At 61.5% G+C, this 20,059-nt stretch carries 18 protein-coding genes; 1 reads left to right on the forward strand and 17 read right to left on the reverse strand.

What is annotated here, in order from left to right; translation table 11 throughout:
- Positions 1-72 precede the first annotated feature (72 nt).
- The 14 genes from dtd to hutC all read right to left on the reverse strand — a co-directional run bounded on the left by dtd (position 73) and on the right by hutC (position 16,324).
- Positions 73-510, reverse strand: a complete 438-nt coding sequence (gene dtd / locus BM403_RS11995; RefSeq protein WP_012721783.1) for a D-aminoacyl-tRNA deacylase — start codon at positions 508-510, stop codon at positions 73-75.
- Positions 507-1,478, reverse strand: coding sequence for a prolyl aminopeptidase (gene pip, locus BM403_RS12000; RefSeq protein ID WP_012721782.1), 972 nt, complete (start codon positions 1,476-1,478; stop codon positions 507-509). Before pip ends, dtd begins: the two co-directional genes overlap by 4 nt.
- A gap of 315 nt (positions 1,479-1,793) precedes the next feature.
- Positions 1,794-2,594, reverse strand: coding sequence for an N-formylglutamate deformylase (gene hutG / locus BM403_RS12005; RefSeq protein WP_046034004.1), 801 nt, complete (start codon positions 2,592-2,594; stop codon positions 1,794-1,796).
- A 12-nt stretch (positions 2,595-2,606) separates the two neighbouring features.
- A complete protein-coding gene (hutI, locus tag BM403_RS12010) occupies positions 2,607-3,812 on the reverse strand; it encodes an imidazolonepropionase (RefSeq protein ID WP_093542903.1) in 1,206 nt (401 codons plus the stop codon).
- 15 nt (positions 3,813-3,827) lie between these two features.
- Positions 3,828-5,237 (reverse strand): amino acid permease, encoded by a 1,410-nt coding sequence (locus BM403_RS12015; protein WP_046034002.1) that lies wholly within the window; start codon positions 5,235-5,237, stop codon positions 3,828-3,830.
- A 202-nt stretch (positions 5,238-5,439) separates the two neighbouring features.
- Entirely contained in the window at positions 5,440-6,978 is a 1,539-nt protein-coding gene (hutH, locus tag BM403_RS12020; protein ID WP_093542906.1) for a histidine ammonia-lyase, read from the reverse strand.
- Positions 6,979-7,024: 46 nt separating this feature from the next.
- The gene (gene hutH / locus BM403_RS12025; protein ID WP_093543083.1) at positions 7,025-8,533 is read right to left on the reverse strand and encodes a histidine ammonia-lyase; all 1,509 of its coding nucleotides are present in this window, start codon (positions 8,531-8,533) and stop codon (positions 7,025-7,027) included.
- Between the two features lie 143 nt (positions 8,534-8,676).
- On the reverse strand, positions 8,677-9,501 hold the full coding sequence (locus tag BM403_RS12030; protein ID WP_005783958.1) for a quaternary amine ABC transporter ATP-binding protein: 825 nt from the start codon (positions 9,499-9,501) through the stop codon (positions 8,677-8,679).
- Complete coding sequence (locus tag BM403_RS12035; protein WP_012721776.1) at positions 9,498-10,349, reverse strand: ABC transporter permease; 852 nt, start codon at positions 10,347-10,349, stop codon at positions 9,498-9,500. Before BM403_RS12035 ends, BM403_RS12030 begins: the two co-directional genes overlap by 4 nt.
- A 71-nt stretch (positions 10,350-10,420) precedes the next feature.
- Positions 10,421-11,386: an ABC transporter substrate-binding protein gene (locus BM403_RS12040; RefSeq protein ID WP_012721775.1), complete on the reverse strand. Its 966-nt coding sequence runs from the start codon at positions 11,384-11,386 to the stop codon at positions 10,421-10,423.
- Between the two features lie 69 nt (positions 11,387-11,455).
- Entirely contained in the window at positions 11,456-12,901 is a 1,446-nt protein-coding gene (locus BM403_RS12045; RefSeq protein WP_012721774.1) for a purine-cytosine permease family protein, read from the reverse strand.
- A 78-nt stretch (positions 12,902-12,979) separates the two neighbouring features.
- A complete protein-coding gene (gene hutU, locus BM403_RS12050; RefSeq protein ID WP_012721773.1) occupies positions 12,980-14,650 on the reverse strand; it encodes a urocanate hydratase in 1,671 nt (556 codons plus the stop codon).
- Between the two features lie 406 nt (positions 14,651-15,056).
- The gene (locus BM403_RS12055; RefSeq protein WP_064054080.1) at positions 15,057-15,617 is read right to left on the reverse strand and encodes a HutD/Ves family protein; all 561 of its coding nucleotides are present in this window, start codon (positions 15,615-15,617) and stop codon (positions 15,057-15,059) included.
- Positions 15,614-16,324: a histidine utilization repressor gene (gene hutC / locus BM403_RS12060; RefSeq protein ID WP_224265956.1), complete on the reverse strand. Its 711-nt coding sequence runs from the start codon at positions 16,322-16,324 to the stop codon at positions 15,614-15,616. Before hutC ends, BM403_RS12055 begins: the two co-directional genes overlap by 4 nt.
- 147 nt (positions 16,325-16,471) lie before the next feature.
- Between hutC and BM403_RS12065 the strand changes: the two genes are divergently transcribed.
- Positions 16,472-17,836: a formimidoylglutamate deiminase gene (locus BM403_RS12065; RefSeq protein WP_012721770.1), complete on the forward strand. Its 1,365-nt coding sequence runs from the start codon at positions 16,472-16,474 to the stop codon at positions 17,834-17,836.
- A gap of 129 nt (positions 17,837-17,965) precedes the next feature.
- Here BM403_RS12065 and BM403_RS12070 read toward each other — a convergent pair whose 3' ends face one another.
- The 3 genes from BM403_RS12070 to BM403_RS12080 all read right to left on the reverse strand — a co-directional run bounded on the left by BM403_RS12070 (position 17,966) and on the right by BM403_RS12080 (position 20,007).
- Positions 17,966-18,535, reverse strand: coding sequence for a lipocalin family protein (locus tag BM403_RS12070; protein ID WP_012721769.1), 570 nt, complete (start codon positions 18,533-18,535; stop codon positions 17,966-17,968).
- Positions 18,536-18,565: 30 nt separating this feature from the next.
- Positions 18,566-18,820 (reverse strand): hypothetical protein, encoded by a 255-nt coding sequence (locus BM403_RS12075; protein WP_012721768.1) that lies wholly within the window; start codon positions 18,818-18,820, stop codon positions 18,566-18,568.
- A gap of 176 nt (positions 18,821-18,996) precedes the next feature.
- Entirely contained in the window at positions 18,997-20,007 is a 1,011-nt protein-coding gene (locus BM403_RS12080) for a class 1 fructose-bisphosphatase (protein WP_003237460.1), read from the reverse strand.
- Between the last annotated feature and the right edge of the window lie 52 nt (positions 20,008-20,059).

The raw sequence follows: 20,059 nt of genomic DNA on the forward strand, positions 1-20,059 counted from the left end.
CGCATCAGGGATAACGAAGTATTTGTAGCGAAACCCTACGTTTTTAGGCATTAAAAGTCGTTTTTAATACATTCACGTCTGTAAGAGGAAGGTGACAGGCCCGTCATTGACCAAATGCACCTGCATATCGGCGCCAAAACGCCCCGACGCCACCTTGCCATGCAATTGTTGCGCTTGTAACAGCAAATGATCGAAAAGCGCCGCTCCCAGGGCCGGCGGGGCCGCTGTGGAGAAGCTCGGCCGCAGCCCGCTCTTGGTATCCGCCGCCAGGGTGAACTGCGACACCAGCAACAAACCGCCGTCGATATCCTTGAGCGATAGGTTCATCTTGCCTTCGTCGTCACTGAATACCCGGTAGTTCAGCAGCTTGTGCAGCAGTTTATCGGCACTCTCCGGCGTATCCGAAGGCTCGACAGCCACCAGCACCAGCAACCCTTGATCGACGGCGCCGACGATTTCGCCCGCCACCTCGACCCGGGCGCCTCGTACCCGTTGCAACAGGCCCTTCATGCTTCTTCAGGCGGCAGATCAAGCAGGCGCCGTGCCATTTCAGCGGTCGCGCGTACCAGCGCATCGGTAATACCGGGCTCCGACGCCGCATGGCCAGCCTCGCGAATCACCTGCAGCTCGCTGTTGGGCCACGCCTGATGCAGCTCCCAAGCGTTATCCAACGGGCAGATCATATCGTAGCGACCGTGGATGATTACGCCAGGCAGATGCGCAATCTTGTGCATATCGCGGATCAGTTGGTTGGGCTCCAAGAAGGAGTTGTTGGTGAAGTAGTGACATTCGATACGCGCGATGGACAGCGCGCGCTGCGGCTCGGAAAACCGCTCCACGTGCTGCGGGCTCGGGCACAGCCCCAGCATGCGGCCTTCCCAGCCGGACCAGGCCTTGGCCGCGTGCATCTGGGCGATCTGGTCGTTGCCGGTGAGACGCTTGTGATAGGCCGCGATCATGTCGTGGCGCTCTTCCGCCGGGATAGGCGCGATGTAATCCTGCCAGTAATCCGGGAACAGACGGCTGGCACCGGCCTGGTAGAACCATTCGATATCCTGCGGGCGGGCCAGGAAAATGCCACGCACGATCAGGCCATGCACACGCTCTGGATGGGTTTGCGCGTAGGCCAGGGCCAGGGTCGAGCCCCAGGAACCGCCGAACAGCACCCATTTGTCGATGCCCAGGTGCTCGCGGATGCGCTCCAGGTCGGCGACCAGGTCCCAGGTGGTGTTGTTTTCCAGGCTGGCGCGAGGGGTGGAGCGCCCGCAACCACGCTGGTCGAAGGTGACGATGCGGTACAGGTTCGGGTCGAAATAGCAGCGGCTCTGTGCGTCGCAACCTGCGCCAGGGCCACCATGGATGAATACGACGGGCAAGCCTTCGGGGGAGCCACTTTCATCGACGTACAGCGTGTGGGTGTCATCGACTGCCAGATCGTGCCGGGCGTAGGGTTTGATCTGCGGGTACCAAGTCTGCATTGCGCGCTCCGTAAGGGGTCGGGTTCATCCCTGGGGGGACGTCTTTTATTTTGCCGTCTGGCACTATAAACCCGAATTGTGCAATGAGCATGTCCTTGCGCGCTTAGACCTGTGTCAGCCCTTCTCTCCCCCGGCCATCGGGGTCCAACAGAGTGGATACGCCCGCGGCGTGCAGAGCCTGCCGGCAAAGGAGCGACAGTGAGACCGTCATCGGGGGCAAGCCCCCTCCCACATTGAACCGCGGTCATCCAGACAAAACGCGGTCAAGTGTGGGAGGGGGCTTGCCCCCGATAGCTATTTCAGCAACACCACCACTCACCGATAGTGCGCTTGCCCCCAAGCTAACACCCCTTCCAGCAATTGCTTGAGCACCACCCGCGTCGGCTCGGCCAGGTCCGGGCGATAACGGAACGGCTCAACCTCTTCCATGTAAGTGCTCTGGCACAACTCCAGCTGCACAGCATGGATATCCTGCGCCGGGTCACCGTAATGCCGGGTGATATGGCCGCCCTTGAAACGTCCGTTGAGTACATGGGTGTACTGCGGATGGGTGGCGCAGATGGCCTCCAACTGGCTGGCCAGTCCTGGATCACAGGCAGCGCCGTTGAAGGTGCCAAGGTTGAAGTCCGGCAACTTGCCGTCGAACAGGTGCGGGATCACCGAGCGAATCGAATGCGCGTCAAACAGCAAGGCATAACCGAACTCGGCCTTGAGCCGCGCCAGTTCTTCTTGCAGCGTGCGGTGATAGGGGCCCCAGATCTTTTGCAGGTAACTGGCGCGCTCGGTCTCGCTCGGTTCCAGCCCTTCACGGAACAACGGCACACCCTCGAACAACGTGGCCGGGTACAGGCCGGTGGTTGCACCGGCATACAGTGGCTTGTCGTCGGAGGGCCGATTCAGGTCGATCACAAACCGCGAATATTCGGCCGACAGGGTGCTGGCACCCAGTGCTTCGGCGAAGTCATACAGCGTGGGGATGTGCCAGTCGGTGTCCGGCAGGCTTTGCGCCTCGGGGATCAACCCTGCCTCGACGGCGGGTGTGAGGCGCAGGCCGGCGTGGGGCATGCTGATCAGCAGCGGCACGCGGCCTTGTGTGAAGTTCAGAACCTTATCCACAAGCAATACTCCTCAAACAGTGACGTCGACGCCGTGGCGCACGACGCGTTTATCCAGCTCGCCACCCAGCCAATAGGCCAGGTCGGCAGGGCGATCGATCTGCCAGGCCACAAAGTCCGCGACCTTGCCCACTTCCAACGAACCATGAGTGTCGCCCATGCCCAGGGCAGTGGCGGCATGTTGCGTAGCACCGGCGAGGGCTTCTTCCGGGGTCATGCGGAACAGCGTGCAGGCCATGTTGAGCATCAGGCGCACCGACAGCGCTGGGGACGTGCCGGGGTTGAGGTCGCTGGCGATGGCGATTTTCACACCGTGTTTGCGCAAGGCCTCCATCGGCGGCAACTGGGTTTCGCGCAGGAAGTAGAACGCGCCGGGCAGCAAGACCGCGACGGTGCCGGAGGCGGCCATGGCGATGGCGTCTTCTTCGGTCATGAATTCCAGGTGGTCCGCCGACAACGCGTGGTAACGCGCCGCGAGGCTGGAGCCGTGCAGCGACGAAAGCTGTTCGGCGTGCAGCTTCACCGGCAGGCCCAGTTGCTGGGCGACTTTGAACACGCGCTCCACCTGCTCGGTGGAGAACGCCAAGTATTCGCAGAACGCATCCACCGCGTCCACCAAACTTTCGGCCGCCAAAGCCGGCAGCATTTCGGTGCAGATGTGGTCGATGTAATCGTCGGCGCGGTCCTTGTACTCCGGCGGCAACGCGTGGGCCGCCAGGCACGTGGCGCGCACGCTGACCGGCAACGCTTCGCCGAGGCGACGGGCCACTCGCAGCATCTTGCGTTCGTTGACCAGGTCCAGCCCATAGCCGGACTTGATCTCCACCGTGGTGACGCCGTCGCGCAGCAGACTGCGCAAGCGCTTTTCAGCGCTGGCAAACAGTTCATCTTCCGTCGCAGCGCGGGTGGCACGCACGGTGCTGGCAATACCGCCGCCCTTGGCGGCGATCTCGGCGTAGCTGACACCTTCGAGGCGCTGCTCGAATTCGCCGCTGCGGTTGCCACCGAACACCGTGTGGGTGTGACAGTCGATCAGCCCGGGGGTGACCCACGCGCCGTGCAGGTCATGCACCTGGGCGTAATCCGCCGCCGGTACCTGGCTGCGGGGGCCGATCCACTCGATGAGCGAACCGGCGGTCACCAGGGCGGCGTCCTCGATGATCGAGTATTTGCCCTGGGCCATGGTTGCGACGTGGCAGTGTTGCCAAAGCGTTTTCATCAACGCCTCCCTAGATTAACGATGAGACAAAGCCGGGTCGTAGTGCACCTTGGCCGCTTGCCCGGCTGCAGGCTTGACCCACAACAGGTAGGCAACCACCAGCAGCACGATCCACACGGCACCGACCAGCAAAGCGGCCTGGGTGTCCGGGAAGTAACCCAGCACGCCAAACACGAACAGCATGAAGACGATGGCGGCCGCTGGCGCATAAGGCCAGAACGGCACGGGGAATTTCAGCTCGGCGACTTGTTCCTGGGTCATCGAGCGGCGCATCGCGACCTGGGTGAACAGGATCATCAGCCAGACCCACACAGTGGCGAAGGTCGCGATCGAGGCGATCAGCAGGAACACGTTTTCCGGGATCAGGTAGTTGAGCACCACACCGCCCAGCAGCGCCGCGCCCATCACCACCACGGTCATCCACGGCACGCCGTGCTTGGACAACTGCGCAAAGCCCTTGGGCGCCTGCCCTTGTTGGGCCAGGCCGTACATCATGCGGCCGGCGCCGAAGATGTCGCTGTTGATGGCCGAGACGGCTGCCGAGATCACCACGATGTTGAGGATGGTCGCCGCCGAGCCGATGCCCAGGTTGCTGAAGATCTGCACGAACGGGCTGCCCTGGCTGCCGATCTGCGGCCATGGGTAGATCGCCATCAACACAAACAAGGTCAACACGTAGAACAACAGGATACGCAGCGGCACCGCGTTGATCGCCTTGGGGATCACGCGTTGCGGGTCCTTGGCTTCGCCGGCGGTAATACCGATGATTTCAATGCCGCCAAAAGCGAACATCACCACCGCGAACGAGGCGATCAGGCCGCCGATGCCATTGGGCATGAAGCCGCCGTGGGCCCACAGGTTGCTGAGACCGCTGGCCTGGGTATCACCGGCCGAATGGATGCCGAACAGCATGATGCCGAAACCGCCGAGGATCATCGCGACGATGGCGCCGACCTTGAGCAGCGACAGCCAGAACTCCATTTCGCCAAACACTTTGACGTTGCACAGGTTCAGGCCGCCGATCAGAAACACAATGCCGAGGACCCAGACCCAGCGCGCGACGTCGGGAAACCAGAAACCCATGTAGATGCCGAAGGCGGTGACGTCTGCCAGGCAGACGATGATCATTTCAAAGGCGTAGGTCCAACCGAGGATAAACCCCGCCATTGGGCCCAGGTAGGTGCTGGCGTACTGGCCGAAGGAGCCGGCGACCGGGTTGTGCACGGCCATTTCGCCGAGGGCGCGCATCACCATGAACACGGCGGCGCCGCCGATCAGGTAGGCCAACAGCACAGCGGGGCCCGCCATCTGGATCGCAGAGGCAGAGCCATAGAACAGCCCGGTGCCGATCGCGGAACCGAGTGCCATGAAGCGAATATGTCGGGCGCTGAGCCCGCGTTTCAAACCCTTTTCTTGCTGGTGCATTTCTCGTCCTTAATTATTTTTATCCTGAGAAAAATCCAAACCTGGCGCCTGACAACTGTAGTGAGCGGGCTTGCCCCGCGCGGGGCTGCAAAGCAGCCCTGAAGTGGCCACCGCATGTCTTTCAGACAGAACGCGACGGCGGGTTTTGGGGCTGCTGCGCAGCCCAGCGCGGGGCAAGCCCGCTCACTACAGGGTGTTGCGGTTACAGGCTCGGCAGGAGATTGGCCGGCACCAGCTCATTCAGGCAGCGAGTGGCGAGCAATTCGCTGGCGGCGTTGATGTCCGGGGCGAAGAAGCGGTCTTTGTCGTAGAACGCCACTTTGTCGCGCAAAATCCCACGTGCTTTTTCCAGCTTTGGTGAGGTTTTGAGACCTTCGCGCAGGTCCAGGCCCTGGCACGCGGCCAGCCATTCCACGGCGAGAATGCCACGGGTGTTCTCGGCCATTTCCCACAGGCGTTTGCCGGCAGCCGGGGCCATCGACACATGGTCTTCCTGGTTGGCGGAAGTCGGCAGGCTGTCGACGCTATGGGGATGAGCCAGTGCCTTGTTCTCGCTGGCGAGTGCAGCGGCGGTCACTTGGGCGATCATGAAACCGGAGTTCACCCCGCCATTGCCGACCAGGAACGGCGGCAGTTGCGACATGTGCTTGTCCATCATCAGCGAGATACGACGCTCGCTCAGGGAACCGATTTCGGCGATGGCCAGCGCCATGTTGTCGGCAGCCATGGCCACGGGCTCGGCGTGGAAGTTGCCGCCGGAAATCACGTCGCCTTCAGCGGCGAACACCAGCGGGTTATCCGACACGGCGTTGGCCTCGACCACCAGCACGTCGGCAGCCTGGCGGAATTGGGTCAGGCACGCGCCCATGACTTGTGGCTGGCAGCGCAGGGAGTACGGGTCCTGAACCTTGTCGCAGTTCTGGTGCGACTGGGACACCTGGCTGCTTTCACCCAGCAGGTCGCGATAGGCCGCAGCGGAATCGATCTGGCCGCGTTGGCCGCGAGCCGCGTGGATGCGCGCATCGAACGGCGAACGCGAACCCAGCACCGCCTCCACGGTGAGGCCGCCACAGGCCAGGGCGCCGGCGAACAAGTCTTCGCCTTCGAACAGGCCACGCAGGGCATAGGCAGTGGACACCTGGGTGCCGTTGAGCAGCGCCAGGCCTTCCTTGGCGGCGAGGGTCAGCGGCGTCAGGCCCGCGACTTTCAACGCTTCGGTCGCTTCCAGCCATTCGCCTTTGTAACGCGCCTTGCCTTCGCCGAGCAGCACCAGGGACATGTGCGCCAGCGGCGCCAGGTCGCCGGACGCGCCGACCGAACCTTTCAACGGGATGTGCGGGTACACCTCGGCGTTGATCAGCGCGATCAGCGCGTCGATCACCTGGCGGCGGATCCCGGAGAACCCACGGCTCAGGCTGTTGACCTTGAGCACCATGACCAGTCGCACCAGCGCATCGCTGATCGGCTCACCGACGCCCGCGGCGTGGGACAGCACCAGCGAACGCTGGAGGTTTTCCAGGTCTTCGCTGGCGATGCGGGTCGAGGCCAGCAGGCCAAAACCGGTGTTGATGCCGTAGGCGGTGCGGTTCTCGGCGAGAATCTGCTCCACGCAGGCCACACTGGCTTCGATCTGCGCCGTGGCGCTGTCATCCAGGCGCAGGGTTACCGGCTGCTGGTAGATGGCGCGCAGTTGGGCAAGGCTCAGCTGGCCTGGAATCAGGTTTAGCGCAGTCACATTCATACTCCTTGTGAATTGTTCTTTTTGAATACTTCTGTTGAATAAGTCTTCAGTGCAAATTGGGTAATGCGGTGTCTTTGAGCACCTGGGCAGCCGCCGCAATGTCCGGCGCCAGCCAGCGGTCCTGTTCATAAGCCGGCACCACTTCACGCAACAGGCGCCAGGCGCGGTCGGTGCCCACGCCGAAGTGCTGGTCTTTCAAAAATTCGAACGCCTGGGCCGCCAGCAAATACTCGATGGCGAGGATCTGAGTAACGTTGGCCAATACCTGATGCAGCTTGAGCGCGGCATTGGTGCCCATGCTCAGGTGGTCTTCCTGCAGGCCCGAGGTGACGAAGTTGTCGAGCACCGCCGGTTGCGCCAGTTGGCGGTTTTGCCCACACAGTGAAGCGGCGACGTACTGCACGATCATCATCCCGGAGTTGACCCCGGGGTTGCTCACCAGGAACGCCGGCAGGCCGCTGACGTGCGGGTTGATCAGGCGATCCAGGCGGCGTTCGGCCACTGAGCCGATTTCAGCCATGGCAATCGCCAGTATGTCCGCCGACAACGCCACGGATTGCCCATGCGGGTTGGCCTGGGACACCACGCGATAGTTGTCCGGTGTGCCGAGCACCAACGGGTTATCGGTGGCGCTGTTGAGTTCGGTCTCGATTTGACGGGTGGCGTGCGCCACCTGGTCGCGCGCCGCACCGTGGATCTGCGGGATCGAGCGGATGCTCAGGGCGTCCTGGGTGCGAATGCCTTTGCTGCTGGCGATCACTTCGCTGCCATCGAGCAAGGCGCGCAGGTTCATCCCCACGTGCTGCATGCCAGGGTGCGGCTTGAGTGCGATGATTTCTTCATCGAATGCATCGATCTGCCCGCGCTGGGCTTCGAAACTCATGGCGCCGATCACGTCGGCCCATTGCAGCAAGTGATGTGCATCAGCCAGGGCCAGGCAGCTCAGGCCGGTCATGCACGGCGTGCCGTTGACCAGGCACAGGCCGTCCTTGGCGCCGAGCACCACCGGCTGCAAGCCTTCCGCACTTAATGCCTCTTGAGCGGGAACGATCTGACCGCGGTAACTGACATTGCCCACACCCAGCAAGGCCACGCCGACGTGGGCCATATGGGTCAGGTAACCCACTGAGCCCTGGGACGGCACTTGCGGTGTGATGCCGTGGTTGAGCAGCGCCAGCAGCGCGTGCACCACTTGCGGATGCAGGCCGGATTTGCCGTGGCTGTAGTTGATGATGGCCGCGCAGATGATCGCGCGGGTCTGCTCGTCGCTCAATGCCGGGCCGACGCCGCAGGCATGGCTGAGCAAGGTGTTGCGCGACAGCTGGCTGAGTTGCTCGCCCTTGAGCGACACATTGCACAGCGCGCCCAGGCCGGTGTTCACGCCATAGGCGCGCTCACCGCGGGTGACGATGCGCTGCACGATGGCCTGGGCGTTATCGATGCGCGCCCAGGCCTGGCCCGAGAGCTCGAGCACCGCGCCGTGGCGGGCGACGGCGACTACGTCCTGCCAGCGCATTGGGGTGTCGGGGAGGGTGATTGTTGTTGCCTGGGGCATCTTCATACTCTCTTCAATTCTTGTGCAGCCTTACCGGCCCTATCGGGGGCAAGCCCCCTCCCACCTTTGATCGGGTTAACACAGGGCCAATGTGGGAGGGGCTTGCCTGCGATAGGGCCAGCCGCCGCACCCGATCTTTTGGGTCAGACCACCGCCGCCCGCCGCTGAACAAACCGATCCACATACTCATCCGCCGGCGAATGCAGGATCTCCCGAGGCGTGCCGACCTGGATCAGCTTGCCGTCCTTGAGGATCGCAATGCGGTTGCCGATGCGCACGGCCTCGTCGAGGTCGTGGGTGATAAATACGATGGTTTTGTGCAGGGTCTTTTGCAGCTCCAGCAGCTGGTCCTGCATCTCGGCGCGGATCAGCGGGTCGAGGGCGCTGAAGGCTTCGTCCATCAGGATGATGTCGGTGTCGGCCGCCAGTGCGCGAGCCAGGCCCACACGCTGGCGCATGCCGCCGGAAAGCTGGTGCGGGTATTTGTTTTCGTAACCCTTGAGGCCCACGGTTTCGATCCAGTGCAGGGCGCGTTCGGCGCACACCTGCTTGGTTTCACCACGCACCTTGAGGCCGTAGGCGACGTTGTCGAGCACGCTCTTGTGGGGCAGCAGGCCGAAGCTCTGGAACACCATGCTGATCTTGTGCCGACGGAATTGGCGCAGGGCTTCCATGTCCAGTTGCAGGATGTCTTCGCCGTCCACCAGGATCGCGCCGCTGGTCGGGTCGATCAAGCGATTGAAGTGGCGCACCAAGGTGGATTTGCCCGAGCCCGACAGGCCCATGATCACGAAGATCTCACCGGTGCCGATGCTCAGGGACAGGTCGTTCACGCCGACCACACAACCGGTCTCGGCCAGGACCTGGTCCTTGGTCTTGCCCTGCCCGACCATGGCCAGCGCATCCTTGGAGCGCGCGCCGAAGATCTTGAAGACGTTTTTAACTTCGATTTTACTGACAGTAGTCATTTGCTCGCCTCGTGTCGTGGACGACCATAGGCCTGGGTAATGCGGTCGATGACCACGGCGAGAATCACGATCGCCAGCCCGGCTTCGAGGCCTCGGCCAACGTTGAGGGTCTGGATGCCGACGAGTACGTCTTCACCCAAGCCACGGGCGCCGATCATCGAGGCGATCACCACCATCGACAGCGCCATCATGGTGGTCTGGTTGATGCCGGCCATGATGCTCGGCAACGCCAGCGGCAGCTGCACGCCGAACAGTTGCTGCCAGCGGTTGGCACCAAAGGCGTTGATCGCTTCCATGACTTCGCCGTCAACTTGGCGAATGCCCAGGTCGGTGAGGCGGATCAGCGGCGGCGCGGCGTAGATCACCGTGGCAAAAATCGCCGGGACCTTGCCCAGGCCGAACAGCATCAGCACCGGGATCAGGTACACGAAGCTGGGCATGGTCTGCATGATGTCGAGCAACGGCATCAGCACCGAACGCAGGCGATTGCTGCGCGCCGACAGAATGCCCAACGGAATGCCGATCAGCACCGAGATCACCGTGGCGACCATCATCAGCGCCAGGGTTTGCATCAGCTTGTCCCACAGGCCAACCGCGCCCACCAGGAACAGCAAACCGACGATCACCGCCGTGGTCACCACCTTGCGGGTGGCGTGCCAGGCAACCGCGCCGACGATGGCCAGCATCAGCCACCAGGGGGCAGCGCGCAGCAACCCTTCCAGGTTGACGATGGCCCATAGCAGGGTGTCGGAGATGTGCCGGAACACATCACCGTAGTTGGTGACCAGTGAGTCCACCCAACCGTTGACCCAGTCGGCGATGGAAAACGTAAAACTCTCAGGAAACATAGCGTGCTCTCGATCCAGTGGGTTGTGGCCAGGCGCCCGGCTGCCCCTCAGGGTAGCCGGGCACGCTTGACCTACAAGGCCGCGTCGATTTTCTTGGCTGCGTCTTCACTCACCCAGGCGTGCCAGACTTCAGGATGTTCCTTGAGGAAAATTTTCGCCAGTTTCGGCGACTCAATTCGCTCCTTGGCCATGCGACCCAGGTTCTGGTTCAGCAGGTCGATGGGCAGGTTGACCTTTTCCAGCACGGCCACCAATTCCGGGGCTTGCTCGTGGAAAGCCTTGGACAGGCCGACCTTGATGCTCACGCTTTTATCCACGCCGGGTTTTTCTTCCAGCTTGACCAGGTCGACCTGGCCCATCAGCGGCGTGGGCGACCAGTAGTAAAACAGGATCGGCTCGCCGCGCTTGTAGCTCGACAGCACCGCCGCATCCAGTGCCGGGCCGGTGCCTGGACGGAAGTTGGTGTAGGTGCTTTCCAGGCCGTAGCTCTTCAGCATTTCGCTGTTGTCCAGCTCGCAGGTCCAGCCGGCCGGGCAGTTGTAGAAGCGGCCCTTGGACGGCTCTTCCTGGTCCTTGAACACCGAGGCGTATTTGGCCAGGTCGGCGATGTTCTTCAGGTCCGGCGCCTTGGGTTCCAACTTGCGCTTGGCGTCGCCTTCGATCACGTAGCGCGGCACGTACCAGCCCTCGATGGCGCCGACAATCGGGGCACCGACGCCGACGACTTTGCCGGCCTTCTCGGCCTTGTTCCAGACTTCACTGCGGCCGACCCATTCTTCGGCAAACACTTGGATATCGTTGCTGCTCAGGGCGTTTTCCATAGTGATGGAGTTGCCCGGCAGGCTGTCGGTTTTGCAGTCGTAGCCTTTTTCCAGCACGGTTTGCAGGATGTCGGTGAGCAACATGCCGCTTTCCCAGTTCAGGCCGGCAAATTTCACTGGTTTGCCGGATTCGCACCAGCCGGCCGCCTGGGCGCCAGCGCTGGCCAGCAAACCTGCAGAGAGCAAGGTGGCCAGCAGGGTCTTATGCATTTTCATTGTTGTGACGCTCCCAATCTTGAAATGGATTACGGCAGTCAGTAGGCATCCTGCCCTGTCCACGTCCCATCAGGCTTGTGCGGCCAGCCCGTTTGTTGTTGGTGTAGCGCCCTGCTCTACCGGCAGGATCAGGTGATCGGGCACTGTGCCGTGCCATTTTTTCGCACACAGGTAATACAGGGCTGCAGGCAGTACCAGACCGATGATCCAGGAAATGTCCACGTCACCCAGCGCGGCCACCAAGGGGCCGGTGTAGAACTTGGTGGAGATGAATGGCAATTGCACCAGCACGCCGAACACATAGACGCTGATACCGAGCAGGTTCCAGCGGCCGTAGCGACCGTTCGGGTCGGCCAGCGCCGGCACGTCATAACGCTCGCGAGTGATGCAGTAGTAGTCCACCAGGTTGATCGCACTCCAGGGCGTAAAGAACGCCAGCAGGAACAGGATGAAAGACTTGAACGCACCGAGGAACGAGTGCTGGCCCAGCAACGCGATCAGGGTCGCGGTACCGACGATGACCAACACGAACACCAGACGCTGCAGGCGCGTGACCTCCAGGCGGCCACGGAAGCCGCTGATGATGGTCGCAATGCACATGAAGCTGCCGTAGGAGTTCAGCGTAGAGATGGTGACCTTGCCGAACGCGATGCTGAAATACAGCAGCGCAGCGGTGGCACCGGTGCCGCTCAAACCCACGATGTAGGCCACTTCGTGACCGGCGAACTGCCCGTTGGACATGGCCGCGGCAAACACGCCGAGGACCATCGCCACCTGCGCGCCAATGACCGAACCGGCGCCGGCGGCAAGGAAGGTTTTCACCGAAGACGTCGCGCTCGGCAGGTAACGTGAATAGTCCGCCACGTAAGGGCCGAAAGCGATCTGCCAGGAGGCCGCGAGCGACACCGCCAGCAGGAAGCTGCTCCAACTGAAGTGGCGGATTTGCAGGAGGGCGCCAACGTCGGTCTGGCTCACCAGGCGACTGAACAGGTAGACAAAGGCAATCACGCCAATGACGCTGGCGACGCGGCCGATGAAATGGATTACCCGGTAACCCAGCACGGTGACCAGCACAATGACACTGGCGAAGATCAGGATGCCGACGCTGTCACTGACCCCAAACAACTGGCCCAGCGCCTGGCCGGAAAGCACGGTGCCGGTGGCGGTGAAACCGAGGTACATCAGGCACACCAGCACGATCGGGATGGCCGCGCCGTACACGCCGAACTGAACCCGGCTGGAGATCATCTGGGGCAGGCCAAGCTTGGGACCTTGCGCCGCATGCAGCGCCATGACACCGCCGCCGATGAGTTGACCGATCAACAGACCGATCAACGACCAGAACACATCACCGCCCAGCACCACGGCCAGGGCCCCGGTGACAATCGCGGTGATTTGCAGGTTGGCGCCCATCCATAGGGTGAACTGGCTCAACAGACGACCGTGTCTTTCCACTTCCGGGATGTAGTCGATCGAACGCCTTTCGATCAACGGGGTGGTGTCATTTGCAGCCATGTTGTTCAACCTCTGATGGATTGTTTTCTGGTTCACTGCAGATCAAATGTGGGAGGGGGCTTGCCCCTCCCCCCTGGGTTACTTGATCATCGGCAGGTTCAGGCCCTGTTCCTTGGCGCAGTCGATCGCGATCTGGTAGCCGGCATCAGCGTGACGCATCACCCCGGTGGCCGGGTCGTTGTGCAGTACGCGGGCGATCCGCTCAGCCGCTTCGTCGGTACCGTCGCAGACGATCACCATGCCGGAGTGCTGGGAGAAGCCCATGCCCACGCCGCCGCCGTGGTGCAGCGAGACCCAGGTCGCGCCGCTGGCGGTGTTGAGCAAGGCGTTGAGCAGCGGCCAGTCGGACACAGCGTCGGAGCCGTCCTGCATAGCTTCGGTCTCGCGGTTCGGGCTGGCGACCGAGCCGGAGTCCAGGTGGTCACGGCCGATCACGACCGGCGCCGACAGCTCGCCGCTGCGCACCATTTCGTTGAACGCCAGGCCGAGCTTGGCGCGCTGGCCCAGGCCAACCCAGCAGATACGCGCCGGCAGGCCCTGGAAGCTGATGCGTTCGCGGGCCATGTCCAGCCAGTTGTGCAGGTGGGCGTCGTCCGGGATCAGCTCTTTGACTTTGGCGTCGGTCTTGTAGATGTCTTGCGGGTCGCCGGACAGAGCCGCCCAACGGAACGGGCCGACGCCACGGCAGAACAGTGGACGGATGTAGGCCGGTACGAAGCCTGGGAAGTCGAATGCGTTTTCCACGCCTTCTTCCTGGGCCATCTGGCGGATGTTGTTGCCGTAGTCGAAGGTCGGGATGCCTTGTTTCTGGAACGCGAGCATGGCTTTGACGTGCACGGCCATCGATTGCTTGGCGGCCTTGATCACGGCGGCGGGCTCGGTCTTGGCGCGGGCGCGGTATTCGTCCCAGGTCCAGCCGGCCGGCAGGTAGCCGTTGAGTGGGTCGTGGGCGCTGGTCTGGTCGGTGACCATGTCCGGGCGTACGCCACGCTTGACCAGTTCCGGCAGGATTTCCGCCGCGTTACCCAGCAGGGCGATGGAGATAGCCTTGCCTTCCTGGGTGTATTTGGCGATACGCGCCAGGGCGTCGTCGAGGTCGGTGGCTTGTTCGTCGACGTAACGGCTGTTCAGGCGGAAATCGATGCTGACCTGCTGGCACTCGATGTTCAGCGAGCACGCACCGGCCAGGGTTGCAGCCAACGGCTGGGCACCGCCCATGCCGCCGAGACCGGCGGTGAGGACCCAACGGCCTTTGAGGTTTGAATCGTAGTGCTGGCGACCGGCTTCGACGAAGGTTTCATAGGTGCCCTGGACGATGCCTTGGCTGCCGATGTAGATCCAGCTGCCGGCGGTCATCTGGCCGTACATGGCTAGGCCCTTGGCATCCAGTTCGTTGAAGTGTTCCCAGCTCGCCCAGTGCGGCACCAGGTTGGAGTTGGCGATCAGTACACGCGGGGCATTGCTGTGGGTCTTGAACACACCGACCGGTTTACCAGATTGCACCAGCAGGGTTTCGTCGTCGTTCAGGTGGGTGAGGCTCTCGACGATCTGGTCGTAGCACTCCCAGTTACGTGCCGCACGGCCGATACCGCCGTACACCACCAATTCTTTTGGGTTCTCGGCCACTTGCGGGTCGAGGTTGTTCATCAGCATGCGCAGCGGCGCTTCAGTCAGCCAGCTTTTGGCGGTGAGCTTGTTACCGTGGGCGGCACGGATTTCGACGTCACGGTATTTTGTAGGCTTGGTCACAGCTAGGACTCCTCGGCGATCGATGCGCATGCTTGGTGAGTGCGAAGACGACTCTTACGCACACATCTTTACTTGTACATACAAGCATATGCAATCGAGCGGCCAACTTTCTGGGCGAGGTGTTTGGATTTTTTTGGAAAGTGCGTGCAAGCCTTGGAAATTAAGGCTTCAAGGCATGATGAAATTTCTTAAGAGGCAGGTTTACGGCGAGGGAGGTTTGTCACCAGAGCGAGGTTTTGCGCCACGCTGGGGCATTCGGTAACAAATTGGTGCGAGGACTGGAAACAGATTATGTAAACAGCGCAAAAACAAATGTGGGAGGGGGCTTGCCCCCGATGGCGGTGGATCAGTCGGTGCATCTATGACTGAAACACTGCCATCGGGGGCAAGCCCCCTCCCACATTTTTTAACCGCGTTGGGTCAGTTCAATGATGCAGCAACGGCCCGTGACCGAGATATCCAGCAAGCCAGCGTTACCGTCCACTTGCAGGCAATCGTGATGGCCGAGTTTCTCGCCCAACACCTTTACTTCATCCGCCACGCTGAACACCAACACCGTCTGCGCCGTGCTGAAGAACCGCTGCACGCCATCCACCCACTGCAACCGCGCGTGGTAACGCTCTGGCGAATAGATCAGGTTGAAATCGCGGATCGGCCCCGTGATCAATCGGCAGGACACCTGGCTGTCACCCTTGAACGCAAAGGGTTGCAGCGGTAACAACCCGCGCTGCTCTTCACCATCAACGGTCAACACCATGCCGGCACCTTGGATCACAGTGATCACGCGCTGGTAGCCGGCGAAGCTGGAAAACCCGCCCGACTCACCAATATCGGCAATCGACAGACGCCAGCCAAAACCCTCCAGGCCGGTGCCTGCATCACGGGTGATTTCTTCGGTACTGCCACCGCCGTTTTTCCACGGCATGCGCACGTAATCGACGGCGCGCCAGACGCTTATTGCACTCATTTACTGAAACGTCCTTCCAAGCTATGACGGGAACCGGGGTGGATCAAACGCGCGGCAGTCACCGGCTGACGGCCAGACCAGGTGCGCCTGCGAATCAACAGGCATGGCTCGGTAGGCTCGATCTGCAGCAACTTGCATTCGGCGGCGTCGGCGAGGATGGCTTCAACCACGTGCTCACCTTCGGTCAGAGGCGCCACTTGGTTCAAATAGGCATAGGGCGTCTGCTGGGTGAAATCCTGCTGCAGGTATTCCGGCGCGACCAGGGCGTTGACGAAGCGGTCTTCGATTTGCACGGGGATATCGTTTTCGAAGTGCACGATCAGCGAGTGGAACACCCGACCGCCTTCGCGCATTTCCAGGGCGACAGCGCGCTCGGAACCGGCGGCCTCTTCACCCAGGGTAATGACCTGGCACGTATGGCGATGACCGCGAGAGGCGATCTCATCGGCAATGTTGTGCACTTCAAACAGCGCGGATTGGCTCTTGGGCTCGGCGACGAAGGTGCCCACGCCTTGCATGCGCACCAGCAGACCTTCGGCGGTGAGCTCGCGCAGGGCGCGGTTGATGGTCATGCGGCTGAAACCCAGCTGGCTGACCAGTTCGCTCTCCGACGGCACGCGGTAATGGGGCGGCCAGTTGCCGTTGAGGATCTGCTGGCTGATCATCTGTTTGACACGGGCATACAAGGGCGCCGGACTTTCGTCCATGTGGGCAGCCAGTGGAGACTTGGCGGGCGGAGTCGGCACAGGGAATCCTTGCAGGGGGAAAAGATGCATAGATTGCCGGAGTTTACCGAGCAGGCAAACGTCTGTATATGTATATACAAATAAACACACGACCGGGGTGCCTTGATCATGTCCGCTTTCTTTGCCGAACGCGCGCTGCTGCCTAATGGATGGGCCAATGATGTACGTCTTGAAGTCAGCGCCGATGGGCTGCTGACACAGGTTGAGGCCAATGCCAGCGCAGAGGGTGCCGAACGGCTGAGAGGCCCGGTATTGGCGGGCATGCCGAACCTGCACTCCCATGCATTCCAACGTGCCATGGCCGGTTTGGCCGAAGTCGCCGGCAACCCGAATGACAGTTTCTGGACCTGGCGCGACCTGATGTACCGCATGGTGGGCAAGATCAGCCCGGATCAATTGCAGGTGATCGCGCGCCAGCTGTACATCGAGATGCTCAAGGCCGGCTACACGTCCGTGGCCGAGTTTCACTATGTGCACCATGACGTCAGCGGCCAGCCGTATGCCGACCGCACGGAACTGTCGCGTCAGATCAGCCAGGCAGCGGCCAGCAGCGGGATCGGCCTGACGCTGGTGCCGGTGCTCTATACCCATTCCGGTTTTGGCGGCCAGGCGCCCAATGAGGGCCAGCGCCGGTTTATCAACAGCACTGAACACTACCTGGACCTGCAAGCACGCCTGCAGCCGGTCCTCGCGGCGCAACCGGCGCAGCAGTTGGGCCTGTGCTTCCACTCGTTGCGCGCGGTCACGCCACAGCAAATCAGTGACGTGCTGGCCGCCAGCGACAAGGCGTGCCCGGTGCATATCCACATCGCCGAACAACAGAAAGAAGTCGACGACTGCCTGGCCTGGAGCGGCAAGCGCCCGCTGCAATGGCTCTATGACAATGTCGACATCGATGAACGCTGGTGCCTGGTGCACGCCACGCATGCCGACGCAGACGAAGTGACACGGATGGCCAAGAGCCGCGCCATTGCCGGCTTGTGCCTGACCACCGAGGCCAACCTCGGTGACGGGATTTTCCCGGCGGTGGACTACCTCGCCCAGGGCGGACGCATGGGCATCGGTTCCGACAGCCATGTTTCATTGAGCGTGGTGGAAGAACTGCGTTGGCTGGAATATGGGCAGCGCTTGCGTGATCAACGGCGCAATCGCTTGTATCGCAGCGATCAACCGATGGTCGGCCGCACGCTGTTTGATGCCGCCCTGGACGGTGGTGCCCAGGCATTGGGACAACCGATTGGTCAGTTGGCAGTGGGTAAGCGTGCGGATTGGATTGTGCTGGACGGTAACGACCCTTACCTGGCGACAGCGACAGAGGACGGGATTCTCAATCGCTGGCTGTTCGCAGGCGGTGATCGGCAAGTGCGTGATGTGCTGGTCAACGGCAAGTGGGTGGTGCGGGACGGGCATCATGCCGGCGAGGAAGAAAGCGGCCGTGCGTTCACGCAGGTCTTGAGGGATTTGCTGGGCTAACCGGCAACCCATAACCCATGTGGGAGGGGGCTTGCTCCCGATGGCGGTGTATCAGTTTCAGACGTGCTGACTGACACATTGCAATCGGGAGCAAGCCCCCTCCCACATTGGATTGGCGCTGGTCCAGAGTTACTGCGAAGTCTTCGCCATCTGCTTGTCCGACGTGCGCCAGATCAGCCGTGTGGTGTCATACCCCTGCTGCCGCGCCCTGCTCAGCAGGTCTTCGCGGGTGTCCGCATTGACCGTCGGCGTGCGCGACAATATCCACATGTAACGCCGGCTCGGGCTGCCGACAATCGCGGTCTTGTAGTCATCGCTGACGTACAGCACCCAGTAATCGCCCTTGGCAACGCCCGGCAATAGGGCGGTAAACCAGTTATTGAATTCCACCCAGAGCTTGTCGGTCTTGCCCGGCACTTGCGGCGTAGCCGTGCCCTTGGCTTCTTCCCACTTCCATTCGGTCGTCAGGCAGCGGTTGAACACCGACATATCGCCATCCGGCAGCAGCGTGTAGCGCGCCTCGGACTGTGCGCAGTTGCGTTGGAAGTACATCGGCAATCGCGCCAACTCATACCAGGTGCCCTGGTAACGCTTGAGGTTGACGTTGTTCGCGGTCTTGGGTTGCAGATCATCGCCAGAATGGCTGGCGCAGCCCGCCAAAAACAGGCTGGCGCAAAGGAACAAAACAAAACGGATCATTCTTCTTCTCCCGCAGGCTTTCGCCCCGGTTTACTTCAGGCCTTGCCCGGAAAACATCAGAACCTTGTCACCGGCATATTGAACGCTGATAAAGCTGTTTTTATCGCCCCAGGTGCAACTGGACATGCCCAGTGCGCCGGAACAATCAGTCGGCTTGCCCAGCAACGACTCGACCTCTGTCTTGGCCATGCCAGCCGACAATTTTTGATAATTTTCTTGGTTGACCTTGCTGCAAGCGGCCAACAGCACGCAAAAAGCCAGCAGGGAGAGACGGCGTAACGACATGGAAAAACTCCTGGAGGGACTGAGCAGCATGGGGGTCTGCCAGAAGCTTAGAAGGGAAAAGAGGTTTCTGGTTCCCGATGAGCAAAAACAAAAAAGCCCCGAAAACGCTGAAACGTTTCGGGGCTTCTTCAAGGGTGAACCGGCTCACAACAACGCCGATCACTTATCGCGAAGACTTACTTCTTGTGGTAGGCCGTCACGCGCTCAACTTCTTCCTTGGAACCCAAGAACACCGCCACACGCTGGTGCAGGCCTTCGGGCTGAATGTCGAGAATGCGCTGGTGGCCGTCGGTGGACGCGCCGCCCGCTTGCTCGACCAGGAAGGACATTGGGTTGGCTTCGTACATCAGGCGCAGTTTGCCTGGTTTGGACGGCTCGCGGCTGTCACGTGGGTACATGAACAAGCCACCACGCGTCAGGATACGGTGCACGTCAGCCACCATCGCGGCGACCCAACGCATGTTGAAGTTCTTCTTCAACGGGCCTTCTTCGCCCGCCATCAACTCGCCCACGTAACGCGTGACCGGCTCTTCCCAGTGGCGCTGGTTGGACATGTTGATCGCAAATTCCTGGGTGGATGCAGGAATGGTGATGTCTTCGTGGGTCAGTACGAAGCTGCCCATTTCGCGGTCCAGGGTGAAGCCTTTGACGCCGTCGCCCAGGGTCAGCACCAGCATGGTCTGTGGGCCGTAGATGGCGTAACCGGCAGCCACCTGCTCGGTGCCTGGCTGCAGGAAGGCCTTTTCGTTCAGGGCTTCGTTCTGGCTCAGGTATTCGTTCGGGCAACGCAGTACCGAGAAGATGGTGCCAACCGGTGCGTTGATGTCGATGTTGGACGAGCCGTCCAGTGGGTCGAACACCAGCAGGTACGCGCCTTTCGGGTATTTGCCCGGGATCTGGTAGGCATTGTCCATTTCTTCGGACGCCATGCCGGCCAGGTGACCGCCCCATTCGTTGGCTTCGAGCAGGATCTCGTTGGAGATGACGTCGAGCTTCTTCTGCACTTCGCCTTGCACGTTTTCAGTGCCCATGCTGCCCAGGACACCACCCAGTGCGCCTTTGGACACGGCGTGGCTGATTTCCTTGCAGGCACGCGCCACCACTTCGATAAGGAAGCGCAGATCGGCAGGCGTGTTGTTGCTGCGGGTCTGCTCAATCAAATAGCGACTCAAGGTAACGCGGGACATGGAAGGCTCCGGAGAATGGGGGGCTAAAAACCCGCGCAGTTTAGCGCGAGTC

The organism is Pseudomonas sp. OV546 (assembly GCF_900116845.1).
Lineage (GTDB): Bacteria > Pseudomonadota > Gammaproteobacteria > Pseudomonadales > Pseudomonadaceae > Aquipseudomonas > Aquipseudomonas petroselini.

Bases quoted from the DNA above. Each gene is read 5' to 3' on its own strand.
- hutH (WP_093542906.1), bottom strand. From the start codon at position 6,978: ATGAATGTGACTGCGCTAAACCTGATTCCAGGCCAGCTGAGCCTTGCC.
- BM403_RS12030 (WP_005783958.1), bottom strand. From the start codon at position 9,501: ATGACTACTGTCAGTAAAATCGAAGTTAAAAACGTCTTCAAGATCTTC.
- BM403_RS12035 (WP_012721776.1), bottom strand. From the start codon at position 10,349: ATGTTTCCTGAGAGTTTTACGTTTTCCATCGCCGACTGGGTCAACGGT.
- BM403_RS12065 (WP_012721770.1), top strand. From the start codon at position 16,472: ATGTCCGCTTTCTTTGCCGAACGCGCGCTGCTGCCTAATGGATGGGCC.
- BM403_RS12040 (WP_012721775.1), bottom strand. From the start codon at position 11,386: ATGAAAATGCATAAGACCCTGCTGGCCACCTTGCTCTCTGCAGGTTTG.
- BM403_RS12055 (WP_064054080.1), bottom strand. From the start codon at position 15,617: ATGAGTGCAATAAGCGTCTGGCGCGCCGTCGATTACGTGCGCATGCCG.
- BM403_RS12070 (WP_012721769.1), bottom strand. From the start codon at position 18,535: ATGATCCGTTTTGTTTTGTTCCTTTGCGCCAGCCTGTTTTTGGCGGGC.
- pip (WP_012721782.1), bottom strand. From the start codon at position 1,478: ATGCAGACTTGGTACCCGCAGATCAAACCCTACGCCCGGCACGATCTG.
- BM403_RS12075 (WP_012721768.1), bottom strand. From the start codon at position 18,820: ATGTCGTTACGCCGTCTCTCCCTGCTGGCTTTTTGCGTGCTGTTGGCC.
- hutC (WP_224265956.1), bottom strand. From the start codon at position 16,324: ATGGACGAAAGTCCGGCGCCCTTGTATGCCCGTGTCAAACAGATGATC.
- hutH (WP_093543083.1), bottom strand. From the start codon at position 8,533: ATGCCCCAGGCAACAACAATCACCCTCCCCGACACCCCAATGCGCTGG.
- dtd (WP_012721783.1), bottom strand. From the start codon at position 510: ATGAAGGGCCTGTTGCAACGGGTACGAGGCGCCCGGGTCGAGGTGGCG.
- BM403_RS12045 (WP_012721774.1), bottom strand. From the start codon at position 12,901: ATGGCTGCAAATGACACCACCCCGTTGATCGAAAGGCGTTCGATCGAC.
- BM403_RS12080 (WP_003237460.1), bottom strand. From the start codon at position 20,007: ATGTCCCGCGTTACCTTGAGTCGCTATTTGATTGAGCAGACCCGCAGC.
- hutI (WP_093542903.1), bottom strand. From the start codon at position 3,812: ATGAAAACGCTTTGGCAACACTGCCACGTCGCAACCATGGCCCAGGGC.
- BM403_RS12015 (WP_046034002.1), bottom strand. From the start codon at position 5,237: ATGCACCAGCAAGAAAAGGGTTTGAAACGCGGGCTCAGCGCCCGACAT.